12 protein-coding genes and 1 tRNA gene are annotated in these 12,430 nt (G+C 66.5%); 9 read left to right on the top strand and 4 right to left on the bottom strand.

The genetic code is table 11. The features are described 5' to 3' along the window. Positions 1 to 7: 7 nt before the first annotated feature. Complete coding sequence (locus A3E77_RS16235; RefSeq protein WP_293647830.1) at positions 8 to 388, bottom strand: OsmC family protein; 381 nt, start codon at positions 386 to 388, stop codon at positions 8 to 10. Positions 389 to 509: 121 nt separating this feature from the next. Beyond that, positions 510 to 583 (bottom strand) — tRNA-Cys (locus tag A3E77_RS16230). 266 nt (positions 584 to 849) lie between these two features. Here A3E77_RS16230 and A3E77_RS16225 point away from each other — a divergent pair. The 5 genes from A3E77_RS16225 to A3E77_RS16205 all read left to right on the top strand — a co-directional run bounded on the left by A3E77_RS16225 (position 850) and on the right by A3E77_RS16205 (position 6,976). After that, complete coding sequence (locus tag A3E77_RS16225) at positions 850 to 1,512, top strand: protein-L-isoaspartate O-methyltransferase family protein (RefSeq protein ID WP_293647828.1); 663 nt, start codon at positions 850 to 852, stop codon at positions 1,510 to 1,512. A 35-nt stretch (positions 1,513 to 1,547) separates the two neighbouring features. Next, complete coding sequence (locus A3E77_RS16220) at positions 1,548 to 3,041, top strand: TolC family outer membrane protein (protein WP_293647826.1); 1,494 nt, start codon at positions 1,548 to 1,550, stop codon at positions 3,039 to 3,041. A 77-nt stretch (positions 3,042 to 3,118) separates the two neighbouring features. Further along, a complete protein-coding gene (locus tag A3E77_RS16215) occupies positions 3,119 to 3,541 on the top strand; it encodes a DUF2497 domain-containing protein (protein WP_293647824.1) in 423 nt (140 codons plus the stop codon). 286 nt (positions 3,542 to 3,827) lie between these two features. Then, positions 3,828 to 6,182 carry a putative bifunctional diguanylate cyclase/phosphodiesterase gene (locus A3E77_RS16210; protein ID WP_293647822.1) on the top strand — a complete coding sequence of 785 codons (2,355 nt, stop codon included), beginning with the start codon at positions 3,828 to 3,830 and terminating at the stop codon, positions 6,180 to 6,182. Between the two features lie 209 nt (positions 6,183 to 6,391). Next, positions 6,392 to 6,976: a CHAP domain-containing protein gene (locus A3E77_RS16205; protein WP_293647820.1), complete on the top strand. Its 585-nt coding sequence runs from the start codon at positions 6,392 to 6,394 to the stop codon at positions 6,974 to 6,976. A gap of 96 nt (positions 6,977 to 7,072) precedes the next feature. Here the strand turns inward: A3E77_RS16205 and A3E77_RS16200 are convergent, their stop codons facing one another. Continuing rightward, the gene (locus A3E77_RS16200; protein ID WP_293647818.1) at positions 7,073 to 7,354 is read right to left on the bottom strand and encodes a DUF3297 family protein; all 282 of its coding nucleotides are present in this window, start codon (positions 7,352 to 7,354) and stop codon (positions 7,073 to 7,075) included. A 435-nt stretch (positions 7,355 to 7,789) separates the two neighbouring features. Between A3E77_RS16200 and A3E77_RS16195 the strand changes: the two genes are divergently transcribed. Further along, positions 7,790 to 8,719 carry a hypothetical protein gene (locus tag A3E77_RS16195; RefSeq protein ID WP_293647816.1) on the top strand — a complete coding sequence of 310 codons (930 nt, stop codon included), beginning with the start codon at positions 7,790 to 7,792 and terminating at the stop codon, positions 8,717 to 8,719. 11 nt (positions 8,720 to 8,730) lie between these two features. Beyond that, positions 8,731 to 10,365 (top strand): ShlB/FhaC/HecB family hemolysin secretion/activation protein, encoded by a 1,635-nt coding sequence (locus tag A3E77_RS16190; protein ID WP_293647814.1) that lies wholly within the window; start codon positions 8,731 to 8,733, stop codon positions 10,363 to 10,365. Here the strand turns inward: A3E77_RS16190 and A3E77_RS16185 are convergent. Continuing rightward, positions 10,337 to 10,795, bottom strand: a complete 459-nt coding sequence (locus tag A3E77_RS16185; protein WP_293647812.1) for a hemerythrin domain-containing protein — start codon at positions 10,793 to 10,795, stop codon at positions 10,337 to 10,339. The genes A3E77_RS16190 and A3E77_RS16185 overlap by 29 nt on opposite strands. Before the next feature lie 262 nt (positions 10,796 to 11,057). Here A3E77_RS16185 and A3E77_RS16180 point away from each other — a divergent pair, with 262 nt between their 5' ends. Together A3E77_RS16180 and A3E77_RS16175 are read left to right on the top strand one after the other, a co-directional pair. Further along, positions 11,058 to 12,224 carry a PepSY-associated TM helix domain-containing protein gene (locus A3E77_RS16180; RefSeq protein WP_293647811.1) on the top strand — a complete coding sequence of 389 codons (1,167 nt, stop codon included), beginning with the start codon at positions 11,058 to 11,060 and terminating at the stop codon, positions 12,222 to 12,224. Beyond that, on the top strand, positions 12,221 to 12,397 hold the full coding sequence (locus tag A3E77_RS16175; RefSeq protein WP_293647810.1) for a hypothetical protein: 177 nt from the start codon (positions 12,221 to 12,223) through the stop codon (positions 12,395 to 12,397). Before A3E77_RS16180 ends, A3E77_RS16175 begins: the two co-directional genes overlap by 4 nt. The last annotated feature ends 33 nt before the right edge of the window (positions 12,398 to 12,430 follow it).

Genomic DNA, 12,430 nt, shown 5'->3' with positions numbered 1-12,430 from the left:
CGTGCGGTCAGCCGAGCCGCGTGTCGATCGGCAGCCCGCCCTTCAGCGTCAGGGTCACCGGCGTTCGCTCGGCAATATCGGCCATCCGCGCCCGCTGTTCGTCGTCCAGTCCAGCGATCGTCAGCACACGGTCGATCCGCAGCCCGTCGGCATTTTGCAGACGCAAGCCGACTTCGACCGATGCCATCGGCCACCCTTTGCGGTCGGCATACATGCGCAGCGTGATCGCGGTGCAGGCGCCAAGGCTGGCGAGCAACAGGTCATAAGGCGCGGGGCCGCTATTCTGCCCACCCAGCCCGGCCCCTTCGTCGGCGACCAGCGCGTGGCCGCTGACCGTGATTTCGGTACGATAATGATCGTTGCCGATACGGGCTGTCCCGTGCGCCATATTCATTCTCCTCTGCGGCCGCGGATCGCTTAGCATATCCTGTCGCATCGCGGGAGCATCCACGCCGTGCGTGGCCGGGCGGCACCTGCCCCGACGAGGATCATGAACGGGATCGGGATATTGGAGGCCCGAGCCGGAATCGAACCGGCGTGCGCGGATTTGCAGTCCGCTGCGTCACCACTCCGCCATCGGGCCTCATGCCGAATGCCGGGCCGCGGGTTCGCGGGCCGACCGGGTGTGGAACGGCGCCGCTAGTGAGGGGGTTTCGCGGCCTTGTCAAGGATTCGCCGGAACCGCGCCGCCGGGCACCCCGAACCGCGCGATGAGGGTTGGCGCCATCGGCGTTGACAGCTATGCGCGGCGGCGATGCGGCTGCGGGGCTGTATTACTATTGCAATACAGCATTGCTTCGGCTAGAGCTGCTCCGCAAAGGTTCCTACCCAAAGAATCGGAAAACGCTGATGGCGACGAAGTTTAGCGAAATCACGGCGGCGGAGATGCGCTCCGCCATGATCGATAGCCAGCTGAGGACGAACGACGTCATCGACCCGGCGGTGGTCGGCGCGATGGCCGCCGTCGCGCGCGAGGCGCATGTCCCGGCTGCAATGGGCGGCGTCGCCTATATGGACCGCGCGATCGCGCTCGGCCACGGCCGCGCGCTCAATGCACCGCTCGTGACCGGCCGGATGATCGTCGCCGCGGCGATCCGTCCCGCAATGCGCGTGCTGCTGATCGGCAGCGCGACGGGCTACACCGCCGCATTGCTCGCGCGGCTCGGCGCCGACGTGACCGCGGTCGAGGAAGCGGGCGATCTGATGGCCGCGGCGCAGGCCGCCACCCTGAACGACAGCATCCGCTGGGTCGAAGGCCCGCTGAACGCAGGGGCGCCCAATGCCGCCCCGTTCGACCGCATCATCATCGAGGGCGCGATCGAAACGCTGCCCGACGCGCTGGTCGCGCAGCTGGCCGACGGCGGTCGGCTGGTTGCAGCGCGGCGCGAAGGTGCAGTGACCCGACTGGTCGAAGGCGTGAAGGCGGGCGGCACCGTCGCCCTGCGCAGCTTCGCCGACATGGACGTTGCCCCCCTGCCCGGCTTTGCCGCCCCGGCAGGTTTCCGGTTCTAAAGGCCCATCCCTCCTTGTTTCAGGCTGACACCACGATGATCGATACCGATAAGAAACAGACTCTTCGTCGTGCCCGCTGGCTGGCTGGTTTTGCGGCGGGAGCGTTGCTGCTGCCGATGGCGGCGCATGCGGAAACGTTGCAGGGTGCGCTTGCCAAGGCCTATGAAAACAACCCGACGCTGACCGCGGCGCGCGCGGGTCAGCGGGCGAACGATGAAAATGTCCCGATCCAGAAAAGCTACGGGCTGCCCGATATCGGCACGCAGGGCAGTTATGACGAAAATATCATCGTCCCCGGCAACAGCTTCAACGCACCCGCGCGCTCGCTGAGCGCGGGCGGCCAGCTGACCGTGCCGCTGTATCAGGGCGGAGCGGTGCGCAACGCGGTGCGCGCCGCCAGATTTCGCGTCGAGGCGGGGCAGGCCGACCTTCGTGCGACCGAGGCGAGCATTTTCTCGCAAGTCGTCGGCGCCTATATGGACGTCATCCGCGACCAGGCGATCGTCCAGCTCAACCAGAAGAATGTCTCGGTCCTGCGCACCAACCTCCAGGCGACGAGCGACCGGTTCGAGATCGGCGACCTGACGCGCACCGACGTTGCGCAATCCGAAGCCCGGCTCGCGCTGGCGGAAGGCGACCTGCGCACTGCCGAAGCCAATCTGATCGCCAGCCGCGAGGGTTATATCCGTCTCGTCGGCGAAGCGCCGGTCGATCTGGAGGCTCCGCCGCAGCTCCCGAACCTGCCGACCACCGCCGAGGATGCGGTCGCGATCGCGCTGGACAGCAACCCCGACATCGAATCGGCGAACGAGCTGGTCAATGCGTCGAAAGCTGACATCGGGACCGCCAAATCGGCGCGCGCGCCCAAGGTGTCGGCGATCCTCAGCGGCGGCTACAATAATTATCTCGGCTCGCTCGACAGCGGCGTCCCCGGCGTCAGCGTCACGCAGGAAACGTCGAGCGCGGCGGCCGGGGTGCAGGTCACGCTGCCGATCTTCACCGGCGGCCGCCGCTCGGCGCAGGTGCGCCAGGCGCAATCGCGCAGCAGCCAGGCGATCGAACAATATGTCGAGGTCGAACGCGGCGTGATCGCGCAGACGCGCGGTGCCTATGCCGCGTGGCAGGCGAATGAACGGATCATCGCAGCAACGCAGCAGGCGGTGAGCGCCAATGCGCTCTCGCTCGAAGGCGTGCGCGCCGAAAACAGCGTCGGCACGCGCTCGATCCTCGACATATTGAACGCCGAACAGGAATATCTGAACACCCAGGTCCAGCTCGTGTCGGCGCAGCGCAACTCCTATGTCGCGGCCTTTTCGGTGCTCGCGGCGATGGGCAAGGCCGAAGCGCGCGATCTCGGCATCGAAGGCGGCGCGCTCTATGACCCCGCCGCCAATTACAAGCGCGTGAAGGGCCAAATCTGGGACTGGGCCGACGACCCGGCGCCGCAACAGCAGGCGACCGACACCCGCGCCGTTCCGCCCGCCACCGCCGGCGTCCCCGTCGGCCCGCCGCCGCTGCCGCCACAATAAGGCTTGGCAAAGCCCGCCCCCGAGCGGTAGAAGATGGTTAACTGCCCTGTTTTCGTGGGGGCTGAGGGGGCTGATGGATGGGCGACATGTCGCGGGAACCGTCGATGGAAGATATCTTGTCGTCGATTCGACGCGTGATCGCGCGTGACGATGCGCCGGGTTCGGCCCGCGAGGTGCCGACCGCCGAAGCCGAGGATATTCTTGATCTTCGGGAAGAAGAGGATGCGGCAGCCGAGCCGGCGACTCTGGCCGAAGAGCTGGTGTCCGAGGCCAGCGCCGATGCGGCGCGCCAGTCGCTGGAGGCGCTGACCGCCGCGGTTGCGCCGGTCGCGGCGGCGGCCGCGGTCACGGCTCCCGCCGCCGCGGGCCGCACGATGGAGGATGTCGTCCTCGATGCGCTGCGCCCGATGCTCAAGGACTGGCTCGACACCAACTTGCCGCCGCTCGTCGAAGCGATGGTCGCCAAGGAAATCAGCCGGATTACCGGCAAGAAATTCTAGGCATCCGTCTCTTTCCGACAGAATGGCTGGATCGGCGGCTAACGACCAGTTGTGGACCTACCCATCCTCGTCACCCCGGACTTGATCCGGGGTCCATGACGACGGTTCAGTTATGGATCCCGGATCAAGTCCGGGATGACGAAAAACAGTCAGCTAACGCCCCCTCCCCACCCCAAAACCGTCGGCCGCCATCGCCTCGCAAATTTGTCCCTGCACGGCACAAAAATTCGCGGCCGAACAGCGCGATGGTTACCTTCGAGTAACCCCCGCACGCTAAACGGGGCCGGTGAAAAGCTTGCTGACCGACCCGATTGCTGCCGAAGTCATTCCTGCGCGGACCCTGTTGGGGCTGGGGGCGCGCGTTGAGGACATCGGCGACCTCCGCCAGCTCCAGCTCGCGCCGCTCCGCGGCCGCGGGTCGCTGCGCTTGTTGATGGGTCTCGGCATGGCGCTCGTCGCCGCCTTTACCATGGTCCACAGCGTACCGCTGCCGATTGCCGGGGGCTGGCTTGTGGCGGCGTTGCTGTTCGGCCTGTGGTCCTACAGCAAATTCCAGGGGCTGCCGCTGGGCGACCCCAAATTGTCCGGGGTCGCCGAATATCGGCTGTGCTGCCGCCACGCGCTCTATTCGGCGCTGTTGTGGGGCAGCCCCTTCTGGTTGCACGGCGCGGCGCCGCCGCTCGACCATGTGCTGTCGATGTGGACGATCGCAGTGCTGATGATGGTGACGCTGGCGATCGTCGCGCACAGCGTGCCGATGGCCTGTGCGCTGTTCATCGGTCCCGTCACTTTGTCGGCGGCGATCGCGCTCGTCCGCGCCGGGGCGCCGCAGCTCGCCGCGGTGGCAATGGTCGCCGGGCTGCTACTCTGCGTTTTCTGCGTCCGCTTCGCTCAAAGCCATATCCGCTTTCGCCGCGCCGAAGAGACGCTCCACGAAAAGACCGAAACGGTCAGCCTGCTGCTGCGCGAGTTCGAGGAAACATCCGCCGACTGGTTGTGGCAGACCGACAACAGCCGCCGCCTTGTCCATGTCTCCCCGCGCCTCGCTTATGCGCTGGGCGGCTCTGCCGAAGCGATCGAGGGTCTGCCGCTGCTCCAGGCGCTGTCGGGCGACGCCTGGGAAACCGGGCTGTTTCCCAAAAGCCTGCACGACATGGCCGAACGGATGAAACGGCGCGAAAGCTTTTCCAACCTGATCGTCCCCGTCACCATCGGCGGCCTGCCGCGCTGGTGGGAGCTGTCGGCATCGCCGCGCCTCGACGAATCGGGCAAGTTCCTGGGCTTTCGCGGCGTCGGGTCCGACGTCACCGAACAGCGCGCGACCGCCGAACAGATCGCCAAGATGGCGCGCTTCGACAATCTGACCGGCCTGCCCAACCGCCTCAGCCTGAACGAGGATCTGGCCCGCGCGCTCACCCACGCGGTCGAGGCCAAAACACGCTGCGCCCTGCTGATGATCGACCTCGATCGGTTCAAGGCGGTCAACGACACGTTGGGACACCCGGTCGGTGACAAATTGCTCGCGCAGGTCGCGGCGCGGCTCAAGGGGCTGATGGAACGCGGGATGACGTGCGGGCGCCTGGGCGGCGATGAATTTGCCGTCGTGCTTCACAATGTGCCGTCGGCCGACGCGGCCGAAGAACTCGCCAAGCGGCTGATTACGACGATCAGCCGTCCCTATGTCGTCGACAATCACCAACTGTTCGTCGGCGCCAGCATCGGTTTTGCCATCGGGCCACAGGACGGCGCGACGGTCGAAACGCTGACCCGCAATGCCGACCTCGCGCTCTATAAATCGAAGGATCGGGGCGGCAATGTCGTTGCCGCCTATGTCGCCTCGCTGCACGCCCAGGCCGAAGAACGGCGCGTCATGGAGCAGGAATTGCGCGGCGCGCTCGAACGCGGCGAATTTGAACTTTACTACCAGCCGGTGGTCACCGCGACCGACGGCACGCTCAACGGTTTCGAGGCGCTGATCCGCTGGCACAACCAGAAGCTTGGCAATGTGTCGCCCGGTCGCTTCATCCCGCTCGCCGAGGATGCGCGCCTGATCTCACCGATCGGCGAATGGGTGTTGCGCACCGCATGCCACGAGGCGATGAAATGGCCGTCGAACCTGAAGGTCGCTATCAACGTCTCCGCCGACCAGCTCACCGACCCCAGCTTTGCCTCGGTCGTCGTATCCGCACTGGCGCAGAGCGGCCTGTCGCCGCAACGGCTGGAAATCGAAGTCACCGAAAGCGTGTTCCTGCGCGACGGCGGCGGCGCGGCGCAATTGCTCGACCAGCTGATCGGGCTCGGCATCCGCCTGTCGCTCGACGATTTCGGCACCGGCTATTCGTCGCTCGGCTATCTGCGCAAGACGCAATTTTCGACGATCAAGGTCGACCGCAGCTTTGTGGTCGGCGCGGCGAAGGGGAGCATCGAATCGATCGCGATCATCCGCGCCGTGGTGGCGCTCGCCGACAGCCTTGGCATGTCGACGACCGCCGAGGGCGCCGAAACCGAACTGGAAGTCGAAACGCTGCGCAGCTTTGGGTGCAGCAATATCCAGGGTTATTATTACGGGCGCCCGATGCCGGCGAGCGACGTCCTGACCCTGTTCCGCCGCCCCGACGATGTGACGACGGTCGCGGCCTGACGGCGACAGGTCGACCGCTTGCCGCGCTGAGGGGGGCCGCCGGTTAACGGCGAGACGACAGGCCCGCACGGCGAATCGAACGCCTTAACAAAAGGTTCCCCCATCCACCGCACCATGAGCGCAACTCGTCGCTATGCGGTTGGTAGAGCGCGCAAGGCATAGCAAAGACGCTCCAACGCTTGAAGACAAGCCATCGGGGGTCGCATTTCATGCTCTATCGTCGCTATCTGGCAGCCGCCGCCGCGTCTGTGATGATGATCACCGGCCTGCTCGCCAGCGCCCCGGCCGCGGCGCAGGGTTACCTCCAGTGTGTTCCTTTTGCTCGCGCCGAATCGGGCGTCGAAATCCGCGGCAATGCCAAGACCTGGTGGTCGCAGGCGGCGGGCACCTACGAACGCGGCGCCGAGCCCCGCAAGGGCGCGGTGATGGCCTTTGCCGGTACGCGCGGAATGCCGATGGGCCATGTCGCCGTGGTCAAGAAAATCGTCGACGACCGGGAAATCCTGATCGACCATGCCAATTGGTCGCCGATCAATGGCCGCCGCGGCCAGATCGAACGCAATGTCCGCGTCATCGACGTCAGCGCCGCCGGCGACTGGAGCATGGTCCGCGTCTGGTATGCGCCGATCGGCGACCTTGGCCTCCGCGCCAATCCGGTGCAGGGCTTCATCTATTCGGGCGGCGCCGCCGACGCACCCAACCCGGCACCGAGCTTCAAGGCGCCGGTGTGGGCGCAGAATGACTGGAAACCCGGCAACGGCCTGGAATTCGTCGCCGCCTCGCTCGGCCAGTAAACACCCGAACACGCTCCCGTCGGCCGCCCATCGGCGTCATTGCCGACCCTGGCCCCCTGCAAAGGCAGCCCAAGCGCGCGGCATGACGCCCGCCGATTATTCCTCGGTCGCCTTGTCGCCTTGGCCGTCGCTTTCGCCGGCGACATCCTCGAACCAGGCCTCGACCTCGCCCGACAGCTTGATCGTCATCGGCTGGCCGAAACGGTCTTTGGATTTGCCCGCAGCGACGCGAATCCAGCCTTCGGAGATCGAATATTCCTCGACGTCGGTGCGCTCTTTGCCCTTGAAGCGGATGCCGATGCCGCGCTGGAGCACCTCCATGTCGAAATGGGGCGAACGCGGGTTGGTCGACATATGGTCGGGCGGCGTGTCGGTCATGAACTTGATTCCCAAAAATGCCTGAAATGATGGCGCGGCCCTAGCGGGGCGACGCCGTCATCGTCAATGAAAAGGCGGCATCCGGCCCCGCCCGCGCCATGCGCTCGCCCTCGCGCGCACCGACGCCGCGCTTGCCCTGCCGGCCCATCGCGATTGGCCCGCCCCTTACGCGCGGCGTGCGCCGCGCCGATCTCCCGGCCGAAAAACTGCGTCAATCCGAAACAATCACCGCAATCGAACGGTAAACAAAAATTAAATGAAATATAAACCATTACTAAAAAAGAGTCGATATTTTTCCTAGAAAACTTAGTTTTCTGAAAATAATCTGGTTAATGATCCAAATTTATTTCAATCATTATCAACATTAAAGGGAACTTATTCGCCGCGCACGAATAACGGGCATAGGGACCAGATCATGCACGAAGGGGATTTATCATGCCTTTGTCTTGTCTTGAATTTCGTCCAGCCCACCTCATCCTGATACCTGCCTGCTTCGCGCTCGCAGCATGTGAATCGTCGGGCAGTTACCGCGTCGGCAGTGTTGGCAGCGGCGGCGCGACCGGCGCCGTCGGCCCGGCAGGCGCGCAGGGTCCGGCCGGACCCGCGGGACCGGCCGGGCCCGCGGGCAGCGGCCTCGCCCTCGGCGACGCCGGTGCGCTGGCGGTCGGCGGCCTCGTCGGTCCCGGCGGCGTCGCAGGCACCGGGCTGCTCGCCAACACCGGCGACCCCGCCAGCGTCAATCCGGTGATCGGCGGCGTGCTCGTGAAAACGGGCGGCCTCGTCAATGTCATCGCTGACAAGGGATTGCTGCTCGCCAGCGCCGTTGACGGCAAGGTGCCGGGGAACGCCAATCTGGTCGGCACCGTCGTCGGGGTAGTCAAAAGCACCGGTGTCGCGCTGGTCCAGACGGGCAGCGGCCAGCAATATCTGGTCGACGGCCTCACTGCCGCGCCCGGCCAACTCGTCACCGCGACGATCGGCAAGGCGACGGCGCTCGGCAGCGCGGGCGCTTCGCCGCTGATCGGTGCCAGCATCCTGTCGCCCGGCCAGCAGAATGGCAGCCTGCTGACCGTCGGCGTCGGATCGGGGGGCCAGCTCGTCACGCTCCAACCCGGCACCGGCGGCAATCTGCTCGGCGGGACAGCAGGCGGGCTGACGAGCGGGAACCCGGCCGGATCGCCGGTTGCGCTCGTCGGCAACGTCGTCACGACGGCGACCGGGGCCCTCGCGCAGGTCGGCGGCGGGGTCACCGGCGGCACGGCCGACGGCGGCGCGGCGATCGATCCCGTGACCGGCCTCGTCACGGGGGTGACCGGCACCGTCGGGGGCGTCCTCGGCGGCGTGAAGCCGAAGCGCGGCAACTGAGGCCGCTCCCCATGCGCCCATTGCGCATCGCCTGTGCCGCGGCGGTGGCGGGAGCCTCGCTCCTCCCCGCCGCGGCGCTCGCGGCCCAACCGGCGGCGACGGCGCTCGATGGCCGCCCGCCCCTCGCCCCCGACCGCAGCCGCGCCCCCCTGCCCGACCCGGAGGCGAAGCCGCTCTCGCTCGGCAAGGTCGAACTCGGCGCGCGGCCCGATGTCATCATCCGCGAAATCCGCTTCGTCGGCGCGGGCGTGCCCGCCAATGTCGGCCGCGCGGCGCAACGCTTTGTCGGCAAGCCGGCGTCGGCGGACAATCTCGCGCGGCTCGCCGCGGCGATGACGCGCGCCTATAACCGATCGAGCGTCGCGCTCTTCACACTCGTCATTCCCGAACAGGATCTGTCGGGCGGTATTGTCACCGTCGCGTCGGCCGAGGGCTATGTCGGGTCGGTCGGCTTGAGCGGCGAGAGCGACAGCGGCCCCGCGTCGCTCGTCGCCCGGATGGCGGCCCGCCTCCCCGACCGCCGCCCGCTCGCCCGCGCCCACTTTGAACGCGCGCTCGGCAATATCGCCGACATTCCCGGCGTCACCGTCTCCCCGTCGCTGGCGCTCGGCGGCGCGCAAGGTGCGGTCGCGCTCGACCTCGCGATCGATGCGAAAGAGCCGACGATCGGGCTCGGCTTCACGACGCGTACCAGCCAGTTCGTCGACGACGGCATTGTCGAGGCAAACGCGCGCGGCTCCAGCCTGCTGCGCAGCGGCGACGAAACACGGCTGTCGGGCGCGGCGGCGCTCAACGTCAAGTCGCTGCTCTATCTTGCGGCGAGCCATTCGACCCCGATCGGCGCCGACGGCACCCGCGCCGAAGTGTCGGGCGCGGCGCTGCGGACGCGCCCGCGCGGCCTGGCGATCGACGGCGAGGCGTGGAGTGCGGGCATCGGCGTCACCCATCCGCTGATCCGCGCGACGCGGCGCAACCTCGTCGCCGCGCTCCGTCTCGATTATCTCGATTCGAAAAACGCCCTCTTCGGCTCGACTATTGCTGCCGAAAAAAGCTGGACGGCGAGCGGCAGCCTCGCCTTTCGCGTGAGCGAGGATCGCACCGTCGTCGGCGCGCGGCTTGGCGGTGCCAAGGGTCTCGATTTTGCCGGCGCGCGCGTCGATCCCGCAGTCGGCGAAGCGGGCTTTGCCTATGTCGACGCCAGCATCGAAGCCAATCGGGCGATCGGCAAGGTCGCCGTGGTTCGCGCCGCGGCAACCGGCCGCTGGACGCGCGACCGCCTGCCCGCGGCGCAGCGGTTCAGTGTCGGCGGCGCGACGTTCGGACGCGCCTTCGCCGACGGGCTGGTCAACGGCGACCGCGGCTATGCGACCTTCGGCGAACTCGCGCTGCGGCCCCTACGCGGCGGCAAGCTTGCCAAGAGCGAGCTTTACGGTTTCGTCGATTATGCCGAGGTGACGCTGCGCGCCCGCGCCGCGACGCCGCGCACCGATTTCCGGCTCGGCAGCTGGGGCGGTGGCATTCGCCTTGCCTATGCGGACAATGCCACAATCGGCCTCGAACTCGCCGATGCGTGGAAACAGCCGGTGCCTGGTTTCGATCAGGACTGGCGCGTCGCGATCAGCTGGAAATTGTCGATCCGGCCCTGATCGGCGGCCCCACCGCCGCGGCGGAGGCATATAATTTTTCGGCAAGCGGATACAGCTCGCGCTCTTCGCGTTCGACGCGCGTCGCCAGCAAGCCGAAGACGGTTCTGGTCTCGCCGCAAAAGCCCTGCCAGTCGCCAATGATCGCCTCGCGCGTCCATTTGTCGTCATACGCGACAAAATCCGCCGCCAGGCCGCCCATTTCGATTTCAAACTCGCGTGTGATCCGCATCAGTTCGGGATCGCCCGTCGCCATCATGCGTGGGTATAATATCCAGTCTTCACATTTCAGGTGCCGGACCAGCGCGTCGCGCAACTGGCTGCGCGCGGCCGCGAGCTGGTTTGCGTCGGGAGGGCCGGGCAGGTCGGTCATGCCTAGGATGATCCGCGACAGCGTGACCAGCGCCGCATGTTCGGCGCGCAATCGCTGCATCTCGCTGCTCAAGGGCATAGTTGCTCCAACAGTGCGAGCGGTCCCTCATTGGCCACTATAGGCTGCCCGGTGTGAAAGGGAAGTGAATCGCATGGCGGTCGGCGCCATCGCGGCGCGCGCGCCGGGAAGGCCGCCGGCTGGCCCGATTGATGGCATGGATGGCCCATATGATGGGGTCGGCGCCGCAAAGCGGGTTGCCAAGGGCAAAGCCAAGCCATAGGGCGCTATTGATTATTCCTCGCAATAGCGGCAGCCTTTTTCCATGCAACGCGCGACCATCCGTACATGGTTCCTGATCCATAAATGGACGAGCATCGTCTGCACCCTGTTCCTGCTGATGCTTTGCGTCACCGGCCTGCCGCTGATCTTTCACCATGAAATCGACGAACTGACCGAGGACGCGCCGAATTACGGGATGCCCGGCGTCGGATCGTCGGGCGAGGCCCCCGGCCTCCAACCGCTCGACGCGATGCTGGCAAAGGCACTCGCCGCGCGCCCCGGCGAGGTTCCGGTGTTCATGGCGTTCGACAACGACCAGCCGTCCATGACGGTCACGACCGCGCCGCGCCCCGATTCGCCCGCCGAGGATATGACGATCCAGATCCTCGACCGTTCGACGGGCGATGCCACATCGACCGTCGATGAAAGCGGCGTGATGCATTTCCTGCTGCAACTGCACACCGACATGTTCCTTGGCCTGCCCGGCATGTTGTTCCTTGGGCTGATGGGTCTGTTCTTCGTCATCGCGATCGTCTCGGGGGTCGTGCTTTATGCGCCCTTCATGAAAAAGCTGGAATTCGGTACGCTGCGCACCTCGCGCAGCCGCCGCGTGAAATGGCTCGACTATCACAACCTCCTCGGCATCGTCGCGCTCGCATGGATGACGGTCGTCGGCGCGACCGGCGTGATCAACGCGCTCGCGACCCCGATCTTCCAATATTGGCAGATGACCGAACTGGCAGAGATGACCCGGGCCTATGCCGGCAAGGGCGCCGTCGCGCCCCAGGACTATGGCTCGATCGACAAGGCGATGGCGGCGGCACGGCGGGAAATTCCCGGCAACAACCCCCAGTTCATCGCCTTTCCCGGCGGCGCATTCAGCAGCCAGCATCATTATGCGGTGTTTTTTCAGGGCGACACGCCGCTGACCGAACGCCTTCTCACCTCGGCGCTGATCGATGCGAAGACCGGCGACTTCACCGACGCGCGCCCGATGCCCTGGTATGTCAAAGCGCTCGCGCTGTCGCAGCCGCTGCACTTTGGCGATTATGGCGGGCTGCCGCTCAAGCTGCTCTGGGCGATCCTCACCCTCTTCACGATGATCGTGCTCGGCTCGGGCCTCTATCTCTGGCTCGGCAAGCGCCGCTACGGCACCGACGCGCTGGTGCGCGAGGTCGAAAGCGGCGGCGAACTGGCGCCCGCCGAATGAAGAAACAGGGTCTCCGCGCGATCTTCGCCGTCCCGCTGCTGCTCGCGATCGCCAGCATCATCGGGCTGGTCGTTGCGCTGACCGGCGACGGGCTGCGCGACGCCGCCGCCTGGGTCGCGCTGGCGATACCCGTCTGTGCCGTCGGCTGGGCGATGCGCGCCCGCCGGACCTGAATTTTGCTGCGCGGCCGCCGCCGCGCTTTCAAG

This window comes from Sphingopyxis sp. RIFCSPHIGHO2_12_FULL_65_19 (assembly GCF_001830555.1).
Classification (GTDB): Bacteria; Pseudomonadota; Alphaproteobacteria; order Sphingomonadales; family Sphingomonadaceae; genus Sphingopyxis.
This window is presented reverse-complemented; position numbering and strand designations above follow the sequence as displayed.